The sequence below is a fragment of the Mycoplana ramosa genome (genome assembly GCF_041930185.1).
GTDB classification, from domain to species: domain Bacteria; phylum Pseudomonadota; class Alphaproteobacteria; order Rhizobiales; family Rhizobiaceae; genus Mycoplana; species Mycoplana ramosa.
In genome coordinates this window covers 16113-29597 of the sequence record NZ_JBHEEW010000016.1, presented here as the reverse complement: position 1 = coordinate 29597, position 13485 = coordinate 16113, and the positions used below count along the sequence as shown (strand labels likewise).

The window sequence follows — 13485 nt, the reverse complement described above, 5'->3', positions numbered from 1 at the left end:
ATGAGCATCGCCTTCTCACCGCTCATTCCCTGGTATGCGATTGCCCTGCTCGCAGCGGTTGCCGTGCTGCTGAGCGCCTTCGGGCTCTGGCGCCGGCTGCGCGGTTCGTCGCTGCGCGCGCTGGCGCTCGCATTGCTGATGCTGGCGCTCACGAACCCGGTCGTCACACGCGAGGAGCGCGAACCGCTGCCGACGGTGGTCGCTGTCGTCGTCGACCGCAGCCAAAGCCAGCAGAACGCCGACCGGACCGCGATGACCGACAAGGCCGTGGAGGATCTCAAGGCGCGTTTTGCCCGCTACCCGCGCCTCGAGCCGCGCATCGTCGAGGCCGGCAACGATCCGGACTCCGACACGCCCTCGACCCGCCTCTTCGACGCCCTGACGGCGGCCCTCGCCGACGTTCCCCCCTCGCGGGTGGGTGGCGCCATCCTGGTGACGGACGGACAGGTGCACGACATCCCGGACCCGGCCGCCTTCACCAGCTTCGACGCGCCCGTGCACGCGCTGATCACCGGCCGGCCGGACGAGTTCGACCGGCGCATCGAGGTCCTCAGCGCGCCGCGCTTCGGCATCGTCGGCGAACCGCAGGAACTGAAGTTTCGCGTGACTGACGACGGCAAGGGGCCAGGAACGACGGCGCGTGTAACGATCCGACTGAACGGCAACGAGATCGCCTCGGAAATGGCCACGCCCGGCGCGGAGATGCCCTTCCGCTTCACGGTGCCGCGCGGCGGCAGCAACGTGCTGGAATTCGCTGTTGAACCGATACAGGGCGAAATCACCACCGCCAACAACCGCGCCGTCCACCTGATCGATGGCATCCGCGAGAACCTGCGGGTGCTGCTCGTGTCCGGCGAGCCGCATGCCGGCGAACGCGCCTGGCGCAACCTGCTGAAGTCGGACACGGCCATCGATCTCGTCCACTTCACCATCCTGCGGCCGCCGGAAAAGCAGGACGGAACGCCGATCAACGAGCTGTCGCTGATCGCCTTCCCGACGCGGGAGCTGTTCGTCGACAAGATCAACGAGTTCGACCTGATCATTTTCGATCGCTACCAGCACCGTGGCGTGCTGCCGATCCTCTACTATGACAACATCGCCCAATACGTGGAAAACGGCGGCGCGCTGCTGATTGCCGCCGGCCCCGAACATGCCGGCAACGATTCGATCGCCTACACGCCGCTGTCGGTCGTGCTGCCTGCAACGCCGACCGGGGTAATAAACGAGAAGGCCTTTTATCCGCGGCTCACCGAACAGGGCAAGAAGCATCCTGTCACCCGCGGACTGGAGGGGGCGCTGGACGAGCCGCCGCACTGGGGACGCTGGTTCCGTACGGTCGACGTGGGCCCGCCGCAGGGCAGCGTCGTCATGGAAGGCGCGGACAACCACCCGCTCCTGGTGCTCAACCGCCACGGCAAGGGGCGCGTCGCCATGCTGCTGTCCGATCAGGGCTGGCTGTGGGCGCGCGGCTTCGAGGGCGGCGGCCCGCACGTCTCCCTCTATCGCCGCACCGCCCATTGGCTGATGCAGGAACCGGCGCTCGAGGAAGAAGCGTTAACGGCGCGCGCCTTCGGCCGGACGCTGGAGATCACACGTCAGACGATCAAGGAGGCTCCGGGCCCGGCGATCATGAAATTGCCCTCGGGCAAGACCAGTTCCGTCGAACTGAAGGCCGATGGTCCCGGGCTTTACCGCGCCGAGGTCAAGACGGCGGAAACCGGCCTCTATGAGATAGAGAACGAGGGATTGACGGCGCTGGTGCATGTCGGTGCAATCGATGCCCAGGAATTCAAGGCGACGATCTCGACCACCGAGACGCTTCAGCCGCTGGCTGACAAGACGAAGGGAACGGTGCGGCGTCTGGCCGACGCCGAAAACGCGCTCGACATGCCGCCGCTCCTGCCGGTCTCCGGATCGGTTCGCGCGTCCGATCCGCAGCGCCTTTCGCTGCGCATGACCAACGAGACGGCGCTGAAGAGCGTCGACAGCCTGCCGCTCTTTGCAGGCTTCGCCGGCGTCGGGCTGCTGCTGCTTGCGCTGTCGGGCATGTGGTATCGTGAGGGACGCTGAAAGAGCGCCTCAGCGCTGAACGCGACGAAGCGCGGCACCAAGCGTGACGAACTTCCGGACCGAACGCACGGAGCGGGCGGTTCTTCGCGTTCAGGACAGGTGCTGATCGGGCCCCTGACGGCCCCGCACGGGATGGAGGTTTCGATGCCGTCAACCTTCCATGTTCACGATCCGGCCGGCTATGACCAACTGATGGGGCGCTGGAGCAAAATTCTCGCCCGCCAGTTCATCGATTTCGCCGGGCTTGCCGACGGCGAAAAGATCATCGACGTCGGCTGCGGCACCGGCAGTCTCACCTTCGCCCTCGCCGAGGCTGCCAATGTGGATGACATTGTCGCGATCGACTATTCGCCGGTCTTCGTCGAAGCGGCCGCCCGGCGCAACACCGATCCGCGGATAAAAATCCGGCAGGCGGATGCCTGCGCCCTGCCCTTCGCCAATGGCAGGTTCGATCGCGCCATGGCGTTGCTCGTGCTCCATTTCGTACCCGACGCTGCCAAGGCCGTCGCCGAGATGCGGCGCGTCGTGCGACCCGGCGGCGTGGTCGCGGCGGCCGTGTGGGACCATCTTGGCGGCATGCCTGGCATGCGCATGATGGTCGACACGGTGGCGGCACTCAGCGAAGGCGGTCGCCAGTTGCGCGGCCGCTACTGCTTCCAGCCGATGATGCAACCCGGTGAAATGAAGCAGACTTTCATCGAGCAGGGGCTTGTGGACGTCGTCGATACCCAGCTCGTAGTCCGGATGGACTACCGGAACTTCGACGACTACTGGGCGCCGATCGCTGCGGGCGAAGGCCCGCTCGGCCACTATGTCGCCACGCTCGGGATCGAGGAGCAGGCGCGCATCGACGCCGCCGTGCGCGATGCCTACGAGGCAGGCCGGCCGGATGGCCCGAGGTCGTTTGCGAATGTCGCCCTGGCCTGCCGGGGCCTCGTTCCTTGAAGCGGGGACGTTGTGGCAACTCTCTGGCAAGGGTTGCTGGCGATCGCCGTCACCTCAGCCTGCCGCAGCGCGCTTCGCCGGTGCATCCGCAGCCGCGTCATCGGGCCGCCAGCCGATCTCGCCCCTCAGCCGCTCGTGCGTGTCGGCGGCGATCGGCACCACCAGCACCCGCTTCGGGTCGACCGGACCGGGGAAGGTCAGCGCATTGTAGGCCACCTTCTCGAAGCCGAGCGGGCCGTAATAGGGCGGATCGCCGACGAGGATGACCGCCTCGGATCCCTTCCGTCTGGCTGCCTCGACAGCAATGCGCACCAGTTCCCGGCCGATACCCTTGTTCTTGTGCGACGGCCGGACCGCGAGCGGGCCGAGCAGGTGTGCCTTCACGCTGCCGGCCATCACCGGCGTCATCCGCACCGAGGCGATCGTCTCGCCGTCATCGGCGCAGACGAACGACAGCGACCGGTCGTGCGGGCCCTGTTCGCGGATCCGTGCCGCGGCGCGCACATGCCGTCCGGGGCCGAACGCCTCTTCGTTGATGTGTTCGATGGCGGCGTCATGGGAAGCGTGTTCGGTCAGGTAGACGAGGTCGTGCTTGTGCATGGGAACAGGAACCGTGTGCGAGACAATAGGATGGCTTCGCCTCGAGAGAGGCGTTTGAGAGCATCAGCGTCGTCGCGGGTTTCCTGCAAAGAACATCGTTGGAACCGAATCCTCTTCGTGCCATCCGGCACGCGTTTTCTAACCAGCGCGGATAGCAGAAAAACGCCGCCTGTCAAAGCCCAAAACGCACTGTTCAAGAAACAGCACCTAGCCGTTCCCGACCGTTGAACCTATTTTGACAGTGTATTCGGGAGCCATAAGGAGATCGGCATGGGAAAGCTTGTGGACGGCATCTGGCATGATGTCTGGTACGACACCGCGGCCACCAGGGGTCACTTCAAGCGGGCGGCCTCGCAGTTTCGCAACTGGGTCACGTCCGACGGCGAACCCGGCCCCTCCGGCGAAGGCGGCTTCAAGGCCGAGGCCGGCCGCTACCATCTCTATGTCTCGCTGGCCTGCCCCTGGGCGCACCGCACGCTAATCTTCCGCAAGCTGAAGAAGCTGGAAGACCTGATTTCGGTCTCGATCGTCGATCCGGTGATGCTGTCGAAGGGCTGGGAGTTCAAGGGCGAAAACGGCGGCACCGTCGATCACCTTTTCGGTGCCGAGACGCTCTGGCAGATCTATGTGAAGGCCGATCCGCACTATTCCGGCCGCGTCACCGTTCCGGTACTCTGGGACAAGCAGCAGAACCGCATGGTCTCCAACGAATCGGCCGAGATCATCCGCATGTTCAATTCGGCCTTCGACGGGATCACCGGCTCGCGCGAGGACTATTATCCGGCCCACCTGCGTGCCGAGATCGACGCGCTGAACGACCACATCTACGACACGGTGAACAACGGGGTCTACAAGGCCGGCTTCGCGACGACCCAGGACGCCTATGAGGAGAACGTCGCCCGCGTGTTTGAAACGCTGGACGAACTCGAGCAGCGCTTGTCGCAGCAGCGCTACCTGACCGGCGCGCGGATCACCGAGGCGGACTGGCGCCTGTTCACGACGCTCGTGCGCTTCGATGCCGTCTATGTCGGCCACTTCAAGTGCAACATTCGCCGCATCGCCGATTATCCGAACCTGTCCGGCTACCTGCGCGACCTCTACCAGGTGCCCGGCATCCCCGAGACGGTGAACATGTTCCACATCAAGCAGCACTACTACCGCAGCCACCTGACGATCAATCCGACGGGGATCGTCCCGGAAGGGCCGGAACTCGACCTCACCGCGCCCCACGGGCGGGAACGGCTACTGGCCGCCTGAGACCGAGCGCGGCGCCGACGTCACCAGAAATCGGCCGGCGGAATTTGGCCGGCCACCTCGTCGAGCCGGCGCAGCGTCGCCGGCGTCACCCCGTCCGGCAAGGCATCGAGCGAAAAGAAACCTGCCTCGCGGATTTCCCGGTCGGGCCGCTTCGGTGCGCTCTGGCGCACGTTCGCGCAGACATAGAACAGCACGTGATCGCGCTTGCTCGTCCTTCTGTTGAAATAGACGTGAAACAGGCGCGGCGGGTCGCCGGCAAGCAGATTGCCTTCCTCGCGCAGTTCCTTGGCAAGCGCCTGCTGCGCGGTCTCGTGCCGCTCGATGCCGCCACCGGGCAGATGCCAACCGGGGACATAGCTGTGGCGCACGAGAAAGACGCGTCCCTCGGCATCGAAGCAGGCCGCGCGCACGCCGAGCGTCATCCCGCGCGCATAGGCGAAATAGCCATGCACCACACGTGTGACCAGGCGCGCCCAAAGGTTTCGCATTTCCGGCGGCCGTTCGCTGCTCATGCGCCTCCCCGTTCAACGCGCCTCTGCCTCGCCCCGCAAGGCTTCACCCAAGAGCCGGCTGAATCAAGACCGGACCGGTGACCTGGGTGAATTGTCCCGTTGAAAACAGGCAACAACCCTCCCCGGCAACGAATCGGAGCTGGCGGCATTCCCTTCCAACCCTGACTCGGTTTAAGGAAAGCCATGTTTCGCCTCGCCCACATCTCCGACATCCACCTCGGTCCACTGCCCGCGCTCTCCGTGCTCGAGCTGGCGTCGAAGCGGATCACCGGCTTCGTCAACTGGCACCGCAACCGCCGCCGCCATCTCTTTCCCAACACGCTTGGCCTGCTGATGGATGATCTGGAGCGGCGCAATCCGGATCACCTTGCCATCACCGGTGACCTCGTCAACCTTGCAGCGGCCGTCGAGATCGATACGGTCGCCTGCTGGCTGAGCGACGTGGGCAAACCCGAAAACGTGTCCGTCGTGCCCGGTAATCACGATGCCTACGTACCCGGCGCGTATGAGCGCTCTTGCCGGGCCTGGTATCCCTACATGCGCGGCGACGAAGCCCCTGCCGACTGGAACGCCGGCAGCCCGGTCTTTCCTTACATGCGCGTGCGCGGCAATGTCGCCCTGATCGGCTGTTCGACCGCAGTGGCGACGCCACCCTTCGCGGCGAGCGGCTATTTCGGCCGACGCCAGGCAAGAGCGACGGTCGACCTGTTGCAGGCAGCCGGTAAGGCCGGGCTGTTCCGCGTGGTGATGATCCACCATCCGCCGATCCGCGGCGCGACCTCCTTCCACAAACGAATGATCGGTATCCGCCGCTTCGCCGCGACGATTTCCTCCGGCGGCGCGGAACTGGTGCTGCACGGCCATACCCATTTCAACACCGTTCATTGGCTTCGCGGTCCCACAGGCGGCCAGGTCCCCGTCGTCGGGATCGCCTCGGCTTCGCAGGGGCCGGGCGGACACAAGCCGCCGGCTGCCTACAACCTGTTCGAGATTTCCGGAGAACCGGGGCGCTGGAACCTTATGCGCGAGCGCTACGAGCTCGACGCCTTGGGATCAGGCGTCGCGCTTGCCGAAACAACGCGCTTCCCGAGCGAGGAATAAGGGGCATTTCGATCGCGTCTCATCTCGCGCCACAGTGCAGGGACCCGAGCGGCCCTCGCCGTCGCGCCTTCTCGGCGCCGACCTGTGGCAGGATCGAAGTGAAACGGGTCGAGATCCAGCCTGTCAGATCGCTGGTCCAGGCGCTTGGGCGGCGACCGCAACACCCTTTGACCGACTCGGCCGGTCACATCGGTACTAGGGTCGCGCCGATCCCTGCCATTCCTATCCCCAACAGCTTCGGCCGAAGCGCCCGAATCTTCAATTGTGCCTGAACCTGCGCTTGCAGAGCGCAGCCCAAATGTTCCATATCAATGGTCGCGGGCAGGATTTGCGGCGAATACTGGTCTGATCTCGAACGTTTCCTTGGAAGTACAATGCGTCCGACGGCAGAATCGAATGAATTCCGGCGTGAATTGGTTGGTCTGTTGCCTAAGCTGCGCCGCTTTGCCATGACATTGACCCGAAACGCCAGCGACGCGGACGATCTCGTTCAGGAAGCCTGCGAACGCGCCATCACCCGCAGCCATCTGTGGAACGGCGAGGGACGGCTGGAAAGCTGGATATATGCCATGACGCGCAATCTCTGGGTGGACGAGATCAGGAAGCGCAAGGTCCGCACCGGATCGGGAACGGTCGATTTTTCCGAGCAGGACGACCTGCACATCGAGGCATCGGCCGACAAGGCCGTCTATGCCAAGCAATTGCACAAATTGATCATGACGATGCCAGAAGGTCTCTCGAGCGTGTTTCTCCTGGTGAACGTGGAAGGCCACAGCTACCGGGATGCGGCGGAGATCCTCGGAATCCCCATCGGGACCGTCATGAGCAGACTTTCGACGGCGCGCATAAGGCTAGCCGCAATGATCTCGGAACAGACAGAAAGGAGGACCTGAGCTTGGAAAGCACGCAGGGTCTCCCGCTCGAAGTGCGCTTGTCGGCCTATCTGGACGGACAGCTCTCGCATGCGGAAGCAAATGAAATCGACGGAATTCTGGCGCACGACGAGAGGGCGCGCACACTCTTCAATCGGCTGAAGCTGGGAAGCGACCTGGGACGCAAGGCGTTCGAGGACATGCTGCACGAGCCGGTGCCCCTGGATCTCGTCCGCAACATCAAACTGGTTTCGATCGACGGCGGACAGGATGCAGGACGTCCGCCCCCGAGCGAACCTCCGAAGCAAGTCACGGCCTACGGCACGCCGGCACGCCTTGGTGCGGCAGCGCTGGTCTTGCTCCTGGCCGGCGGCAGCGCCGGCTACCTGCTTGGCGCGCAGCACGCCGCGCCGGCAGCGCCGGCACAGGCGGTGCAATCGCGAAGCTGGCTTGACGACATTGCCGACTATCACCGCGTCTACGCACGCCAGACACGGCATCTCGCGGAAGTTTCGGCCGCGGAGAGCCCGCACATCACCGACTGGCTCTCCAAAGCGGTCGGCGTCGACTTCGCGATACCCGACCTGACCGCCAACCGGCTGAGCTTCCAGGGTGGCCGGCTTCTGGTCGCCGGCGGCAAACCGACAGCGCAGCTTCTCTACAAGGACGAAGATGGCGAAATCTTCGCCGTCTGTTTCCAGAGAAGTGATCCCGCCGTCGAAAGGACGGAGCTCGATGACAGCATTCGCGATGATCTCGGGTTGATCTCCTGGCAGGCGGGCGCCGCCTCGTTCGTCGTCGTCGGTCCGTCGTCCGATCCCGCACTGGAAACGATCGCGCAGGCGGTGGCGCAGGGGATCTGAATCTGCGGCAGCCGCAGCGCCCGTCCTAGATACACAAAAGCCGCCCCGGAGGCCCGGAGCGGCTTTGTGGTTTGGAAATCCAGTTCGATCAGCGGCCGGTTTCTTCCAACACCCGGTTGGCGGCCGAGATGATCGCCTCGAGCGAGGCGGTGACGATGTTGGTGTTGATGCCGACGCCGAAGAGCTTGCCGCCAGGATACTCGATCTCGACATAGGCGATCGCCGCCGCGTTCGAGCCCTGTTGCAACGAGTGCTCGGAATAGTCGACGACCGACATTTGCAAGCCGGTGTAGACGGACAGCGCGTGAATGAAGCCGTCGATCGGCCCGGTGCCCTGCCCTTCGATCATTTTGGTCTCGCCGCGATCGGTGATTTCGGCCGAAACGATGCGCACGCCCTTGCGGGTCGTGTCGGGATAGGTGTGGTGGTCGACGAAGCGCAGCCGCGCATCCGGCTGGGTCACGTAGCGTTCGAGGAAGCGCTCGTAGATGCGCTTGGACGGAAGCTCGACGCCCTCCTCGTCGGTGATGCGCTGGATGTCCTCGCGGAACTCCACCTGCAGGTTGCGCGGCAGGTTGATGCCGTGGTCCTGCTGCAGGATATAGGCGATGCCGCCCTTGCCCGACTGCGAGTTGATGCGGATGATCGCCTCGTAGGTGCGGCCGACGTCCTGCGGGTCGATCGGCAGGTAGGGCACCTCCCACAACGGCTTGTTGGCTGTCTTGATCGCCTTCATGCCCTTGTTGATCGCGTCCTGGTGCGAGCCGGAGAAGGCCGTGTAGACGAGTTCGCCGACGTAAGGGTGGCGCTCCGGGATGACCATCTCGTTGGAGTATTCGTAGACTGCCTTGATGCGCTCGATGTCGGAGCAGTCGAGCTTCGGGTCGACGCCTTGTGTGTACATGTTCAGCGCCAGCGTCACGACGTCGACATTGCCGGTGCGCTCGCCGTTGCCGAACAGCGTGCCCTCGACGCGGTCTGCACCCGCCATCAGGCCGAGCTCGGTCGCAGCGATCCCGGTGCCGCGGTCATTGTGCGGATGCAGCGAGATGATGAGGTTTTCGCGATTGTCGAGATTGCGGCACATCCATTCGATCTGGTCGGCATAGATGTTCGGCGTCGCCATCTCGACGGTCGACGGCAGGTTCATGATCAGCTTGTTGTCCGCCGTCGGACGCACGATCTCGGTGACGGCGTTGCAGATCTCCAGCGCGACCTCCAGCTCCGTGCCGGTGAAGCTCTCGGGGGAATACTCGAAGCGGTAGTCGCCGCCGGTCTCCGCCGCCATGTCCATGATCATCTTGGCCGCGTCGGTGGCGATCTGCTTGATGCCGGCGACGTCCTTGGCGAAGACAACGCGGCGCTGCAATTCACTGGTCGAATTGTAGAAATGGATGATGGGACGCGTTGCGCCTTCCAGCGCCTCGAAGGTGCGGGTGATCAGTTCCGGCCGGCACTGGACCAGCACCTGCAGCGAGACGTCGTCAGGCACGTTGCCCTCCTCGACGCACCAGCGGGCGAAGTCGAAGTCCGTCTGCGAGGCGGAGGGAAAGCCGATCTCGATCTCCTTGAAGTTCATGTCGAGCAAGAGCTGGAACATGCGGGCCTTGCGGTCGTGGCCCATCGGGTTGACCAGCGACTGGTTGCCGTCGCGCAGGTCGACAGAGCACCAGATCGGCGCCTTGGTGATGGTCTTGCTTGGCCAGGTGCGGTCCGGAATACTGATCTGCGGATACGGCTGATACTTCATAGCCGCGTTAGGCATGCCTTGCTTGGGAGTATGGGTCTTTACGGTCATGTGCCTGTCTCTTCGTCATCCCGGCTTTCGCCCGAAGCGTCATAGCCGATAGCGGCACGCTTGGCGACGGCGAAAGCTGGCCTTCCGAGGGCCCGGGTCGAAATTACAATATGGGTGATGCGAGGAGCACTTGCGCCGGCGGGCTGTTCGGCCACCGGGCGCTCCTCAAAGAACCCGGCAACCGCGCGTAAGGCCGAGAAGAAGGAGCGAGGAGAAGCTGCGCGAACGCTCGCGGGCAACCTGGCGGCTGCGCGAAATGCGGTCAACGAAAGTGCTTCTTGTCTTCAACATAGGCTGGCTTATAACGGCGCAACCGCCGTGGCGCAAGCCATGCGCGAGAGGATTTGTGCAGGATGCGTTCAGGCGGTAATCTCTGATGCGGCGACCATGTCGGCACGCCGCAGCGGAGGAATGGGGCTATGAAGTATATTGCCTTGGCACTGCTTGCCGCACTGGCAGGGTGCCAGTCCGCACCGATCGATCCGGTGACACTGGAAGCGCGAAACTATTGCTTTGCGCGATACGGCGGACCGGCGAACACCAACTACGACTACTGCGTCTATGCCCGCCAGATGGGAATGCGGCCTGTCGGCCCGGCACGGTTTGGCTTCTCGGATAACTGAGCCTGCGAGAGCCCCCCAGCAAGGGGGGCCCGAAAGACTTGCGCAGTGGATCAGATTTCCGCCTGCGAGGAAATGATCCGCGAGACGAGACCGTAATCCAGGGCTTCCTGGGCCGACAGCCAGTAGTCGCGGTCCGTATCCTTGGCGATCTTGTCGACCGGCTGGCCGGTGGCTTCGGCAAAGATCTTGTTCAGGCGCTCGTTCATCTTGAGGATCTCGCGGGCCTGGATCTCGATGTCGGAAGCCATGCCGCGCGTACCGCCCGACGGTTGGTGCAGCAGGAAGCGCGTGTTCGGCAAGCAAAGGCGCTGCTCCTTGGGCGCGGCGACATAGATCAGGGCGCCGGCGGAGGCGACCCAGCCGGTTCCGATCATCCAGACCTTCGGCTTGATGAACTTGATCATGTCGTGGATGCTGTCGCCGGACTCGACGTGGCCGCCGGGCGAGTTGACGAAGATGCGGATATCCTCGTCGCTGGCAGCAGCCAGCGCCACCAGCTGCGAGCAGACCTTCTGCGCCAGTTCCTGGGTGATGCCGCCATAGATGAAGATCGAGCGCGACTTGAACAGGTTCGCCTCGGTTTCCTTGCCGAGCGGCAGCTCGGTCTTCTTGTCGTCTTCTTCGTCGTTCATCGGCAACTCTCCGCCTGTCGTCTCTAATATCCTTGCCGCAGTCAGATAATGCGACTCAGCCGCCAAGACAATGCAACAAAACGTCGACAAGGCGATAGAGGGCGCCGCGGCCAGCGGCAAACAGGGTAAACGCCCGGTCCCCGGTTCGCCAAGGCTATCTGATCGCGAGGAGACGACACCCCGACACGGAGCTGTGAACGGGCGGCGAAGGTCATGAATCTTGAAGGAAATAAATATTAGCGTATCCTAATATTATTCCGTGCAATTGCGCACGATGAGGGCCTCATGGAGGTTACGATGATGAATCTGATGTCCGGTCGGAGAGGTCAGGATCTGGTCACCCTGCTCCTGGCCGTGTGCCTGTTTCTGTCACCCTGGGTGATCGGCTTTGTCGCCGACAAGACGCCCAGCTGGAACGCCTGGATCGCCGCCATCGTGCTCGGCGCCTTTGCGATCATGACGCTTTCGGCCTTTGCGGAATGGGAGGAATGGGTGAACATGGTGGTCGGCCTGTGGCTGATCGCGTCGCCCTGGCTGCTTGGCTTCATGGCCAACACTCACGCGATGTGGACCCACGTGATCCTCGGAATCTGCACCGCCGCGGTATCGGCCTGGGCAGTCTGGGACTATCGCCATCCGCATTCGCATGCTTAACGCTCCCGCGCGCCCATAACACGCGGCGGCGCAAGCAGCGGCGAAAGATCCAGGATTGGATGCCGAACCCGACCACCCGGGGCGGTGAAAGCCTGTCGCGTGAAACGCACTCACGCGACCGGCTTTATGTTTGCCTGCGGGCGCGATCGCCCTTAACCGCGCCCGCGATAAGGCGCCACACCCTGATCCGGAAGCCACACGCCCTCGGGCGGCGCGCCGGTCTGCCAGAACACGTCGATGGGGATGCCGCCGCGCGGATACCAGTAGGCGCCGATCCGCAGCCATTTCGGCGAAAGCAGTTTCACCAGCCGCTTGGCGATGTCGAGGGTGCAATCCTCATGAAAGGCGCCGTGGTTTCGGAAGGAGTGCAGATACAACTTCAGCGACTTCGATTCGACCAGCCAGCCGTCCGGCACGTAGTCGATGACGATGTGGGCGAAATCCGGCTGGCCGGTCATCGGGCAGAGCGAGGTGAACTCCGGTGCGGTGAAGCGGACGACGAAATCGGCGTCCTGATGCCCGCTCGGCACCCTTTCCAGCACCGCTTCTTCCGGGGTGGAGGGGAGGTCCACGTTCCGGCCGAGCTGCGAAAGATTCGAAACGTCCGTCTTGGTCATGGTGCTGCCCTTTCCACTCTTACCCTGATGCCGTGCGCCTTCTCTGTTTCCGGCTCCACATGGATGGCAATCTGTGCGCCGGGCTGGACCGATTCGATCGCCGCTTCGAGCCGGTCGCAGATCTCATGCGCATCGCCCACCGCCATCCCGGCCGGAACCACCAGATGGAAATCGATGAAGGTCGCCGATCCGGCCCGTCGCGTTTTCAGATCATGGACGCCGAGCGACCCTTCCGCATGGGCGGCGATGGCCTGCTTGATCGCCGCCTCCTCGGCCGGATCGACCGCATGGTCCATCAACCCACTCACGGAGTTGGAGATGATTTTCCACCCCTGAAAGACAATGTTCAAGGCGACGAAAATCGCCATCACCGGGTCGAGGATCGCGTATCCGGTCGCAAGTGCCAGCAAAAGCCCAACCAGCACGCCCGCAGACGTGACCACGTCCGAAAGAATGTGGTGCCCGTCCGCAGTCAAAGCCGGCGAGCGGTGCCGACGGCCCACTCGGATCAGAATCGCTGCCCAGACGGCATTCAGAAGCGCCGCGACCAGGTTGATCGCAAGGCCGAGAACGGGCTGGTCGAGCAGCGTCGGCGCCCGCAGCTTCGGCACCGCCTCCTGCAGGATGAGCAGCGCCGCAACGACGATCAGCACGCCTTCAATGACGGCAGAAAAATACTCGGCCTTGTGGTGACCGAACGGATGCGTCGCATCGGCCGGACGCGCAGCGTAGTGGATCGCCCCCCAGGCGATCACGGCAGCGATCACGTTGACGGTCGATTCGAGCGCGTCCGACAGCAGCGCGACCGAGCCGGTCACCCACCAGGCAAGCAACTTCAGCCCCATGACGAAGACGGCCAGCGGAATGCCGATCAGGGCCAGTCGCGTGACAATCGGGTTTCCGTTCGTAGCCATGCTCGCTCCAATGCGGATGCAAACGAA

14 protein-coding genes are annotated in these 13485 nt (G+C 63.8%); 8 read left to right on the top strand and 6 right to left on the bottom strand.

Annotated features, from left to right (window positions below; genetic code table 11):
* Both JNC62_RS18500 and JNC62_RS18495 read left to right on the top strand, forming a co-directional pair.
* Positions 1-2070, top strand: coding sequence for a hypothetical protein (locus tag JNC62_RS18500; RefSeq protein ID WP_374840624.1), 2070 nt, complete (start codon positions 1-3; stop codon positions 2068-2070).
* 144 nt (positions 2071-2214) lie between these two features.
* The gene (locus JNC62_RS18495) at positions 2215-3015 is read left to right on the top strand and encodes a class I SAM-dependent methyltransferase (protein WP_374840622.1); all 801 of its coding nucleotides are present in this window, start codon (positions 2215-2217) and stop codon (positions 3013-3015) included.
* A 54-nt stretch (positions 3016-3069) separates the two neighbouring features.
* Here the strand turns inward: JNC62_RS18495 and JNC62_RS18490 are convergent, their stop codons facing one another.
* Positions 3070-3615 carry a GNAT family N-acetyltransferase gene (locus tag JNC62_RS18490; RefSeq protein WP_374840620.1) on the bottom strand — a complete coding sequence of 182 codons (546 nt, stop codon included), beginning with the start codon at positions 3613-3615 and terminating at the stop codon, positions 3070-3072.
* 270 nt (positions 3616-3885) lie between these two features.
* On the opposite strand from JNC62_RS18490, the gene JNC62_RS18485 reads away from it, so the two are divergent.
* Positions 3886-4872, top strand: coding sequence for a glutathione S-transferase family protein (locus tag JNC62_RS18485; protein ID WP_374840618.1), 987 nt, complete (start codon positions 3886-3888; stop codon positions 4870-4872).
* Positions 4873-4892: 20 nt separating this feature from the next.
* On the opposite strand, the gene JNC62_RS18480 is transcribed toward JNC62_RS18485, so the two are convergent.
* On the bottom strand, positions 4893-5384 hold the full coding sequence (locus JNC62_RS18480) for an NUDIX domain-containing protein (protein WP_374840616.1): 492 nt from the start codon (positions 5382-5384) through the stop codon (positions 4893-4895).
* 183 nt (positions 5385-5567) lie between these two features.
* On the opposite strand from JNC62_RS18480, the gene JNC62_RS18475 reads away from it, so the two are divergent.
* From JNC62_RS18475 to JNC62_RS18465, 3 genes are all read left to right on the top strand, one after another.
* Complete coding sequence (locus tag JNC62_RS18475; RefSeq protein ID WP_374840615.1) at positions 5568-6485, top strand: metallophosphoesterase family protein; 918 nt, start codon at positions 5568-5570, stop codon at positions 6483-6485.
* 374 nt (positions 6486-6859) lie between these two features.
* Positions 6860-7378: an RNA polymerase sigma factor gene (locus JNC62_RS18470; RefSeq protein WP_374840796.1), complete on the top strand. Its 519-nt coding sequence runs from the start codon at positions 6860-6862 to the stop codon at positions 7376-7378.
* 2 nt (positions 7379-7380) lie between these two features.
* Entirely contained in the window at positions 7381-8220 is an 840-nt protein-coding gene (locus JNC62_RS18465; RefSeq protein ID WP_374840613.1) for an anti-sigma factor family protein, read from the top strand.
* Positions 8221-8308: 88 nt separating this feature from the next.
* On the opposite strand, the gene leuA is transcribed toward JNC62_RS18465, so the two are convergent.
* Entirely contained in the window at positions 8309-10018 is a 1710-nt protein-coding gene (gene leuA, locus JNC62_RS18460) for a 2-isopropylmalate synthase (RefSeq protein ID WP_374840611.1), read from the bottom strand.
* A gap of 419 nt (positions 10019-10437) precedes the next feature.
* Between leuA and JNC62_RS18455 the strand changes: the two genes are divergently transcribed.
* Positions 10438-10641: a hypothetical protein gene (locus tag JNC62_RS18455; RefSeq protein WP_374840609.1), complete on the top strand. Its 204-nt coding sequence runs from the start codon at positions 10438-10440 to the stop codon at positions 10639-10641.
* Positions 10642-10691: 50 nt separating this feature from the next.
* On the opposite strand, the gene JNC62_RS18450 is transcribed toward JNC62_RS18455, so the two are convergent.
* Complete coding sequence (locus JNC62_RS18450; protein WP_374840607.1) at positions 10692-11273, bottom strand: ATP-dependent Clp protease proteolytic subunit; 582 nt, start codon at positions 11271-11273, stop codon at positions 10692-10694.
* Positions 11274-11570: 297 nt separating this feature from the next.
* Between JNC62_RS18450 and JNC62_RS18445 the strand changes: the two genes are divergently transcribed.
* A complete protein-coding gene (locus JNC62_RS18445; RefSeq protein ID WP_374840605.1) occupies positions 11571-11927 on the top strand; it encodes an SPW repeat protein in 357 nt (118 codons plus the stop codon).
* Positions 11928-12079: 152 nt separating this feature from the next.
* On the opposite strand, the gene queF is transcribed toward JNC62_RS18445, so the two are convergent.
* Complete coding sequence (gene queF / locus JNC62_RS18440) at positions 12080-12544, bottom strand: preQ(1) synthase (protein WP_374840603.1); 465 nt, start codon at positions 12542-12544, stop codon at positions 12080-12082.
* Positions 12541-13458, bottom strand: coding sequence for a cation diffusion facilitator family transporter (locus tag JNC62_RS18435; protein ID WP_374840601.1), 918 nt, complete (start codon positions 13456-13458; stop codon positions 12541-12543). Before JNC62_RS18435 ends, queF begins: the two co-directional genes overlap by 4 nt.
* Positions 13459-13485 lie beyond the last annotated feature (27 nt).

What these genes read in the sequence shown, in the direction of transcription:
- JNC62_RS18500 (WP_374840624.1), top strand. Translation starts at nt 1, where the DNA reads ATGAGCATCGCCTTCTCACCGCTCATTCCCTGGTATGCGATTGCCCTG.
- JNC62_RS18495 (WP_374840622.1), top strand. Translation starts at nt 2,215, where the DNA reads ATGCCGTCAACCTTCCATGTTCACGATCCGGCCGGCTATGACCAACTG.
- JNC62_RS18490 (WP_374840620.1), bottom strand. Translation starts at nt 3,615, where the DNA reads ATGCACAAGCACGACCTCGTCTACCTGACCGAACACGCTTCCCATGAC.
- JNC62_RS18485 (WP_374840618.1), top strand. Translation starts at nt 3,886, where the DNA reads ATGGGAAAGCTTGTGGACGGCATCTGGCATGATGTCTGGTACGACACC.
- JNC62_RS18480 (WP_374840616.1), bottom strand. Translation starts at nt 5,384, where the DNA reads ATGAGCAGCGAACGGCCGCCGGAAATGCGAAACCTTTGGGCGCGCCTG.
- JNC62_RS18475 (WP_374840615.1), top strand. Translation starts at nt 5,568, where the DNA reads ATGTTTCGCCTCGCCCACATCTCCGACATCCACCTCGGTCCACTGCCC.
- JNC62_RS18470 (WP_374840796.1), top strand. Translation starts at nt 6,860, where the DNA reads ATGCGTCCGACGGCAGAATCGAATGAATTCCGGCGTGAATTGGTTGGT.
- leuA (WP_374840611.1), bottom strand. Translation starts at nt 10,018, where the DNA reads ATGACCGTAAAGACCCATACTCCCAAGCAAGGCATGCCTAACGCGGCT.
- JNC62_RS18455 (WP_374840609.1), top strand. Translation starts at nt 10,438, where the DNA reads ATGAAGTATATTGCCTTGGCACTGCTTGCCGCACTGGCAGGGTGCCAG.
- JNC62_RS18450 (WP_374840607.1), bottom strand. Translation starts at nt 11,273, where the DNA reads ATGAACGACGAAGAAGACGACAAGAAGACCGAGCTGCCGCTCGGCAAG.
- JNC62_RS18445 (WP_374840605.1), top strand. Translation starts at nt 11,571, where the DNA reads ATGATGAATCTGATGTCCGGTCGGAGAGGTCAGGATCTGGTCACCCTG.
- queF (WP_374840603.1), bottom strand. Translation starts at nt 12,544, where the DNA reads ATGACCAAGACGGACGTTTCGAATCTTTCGCAGCTCGGCCGGAACGTG.
- JNC62_RS18435 (WP_374840601.1), bottom strand. Translation starts at nt 13,458, where the DNA reads ATGGCTACGAACGGAAACCCGATTGTCACGCGACTGGCCCTGATCGGC.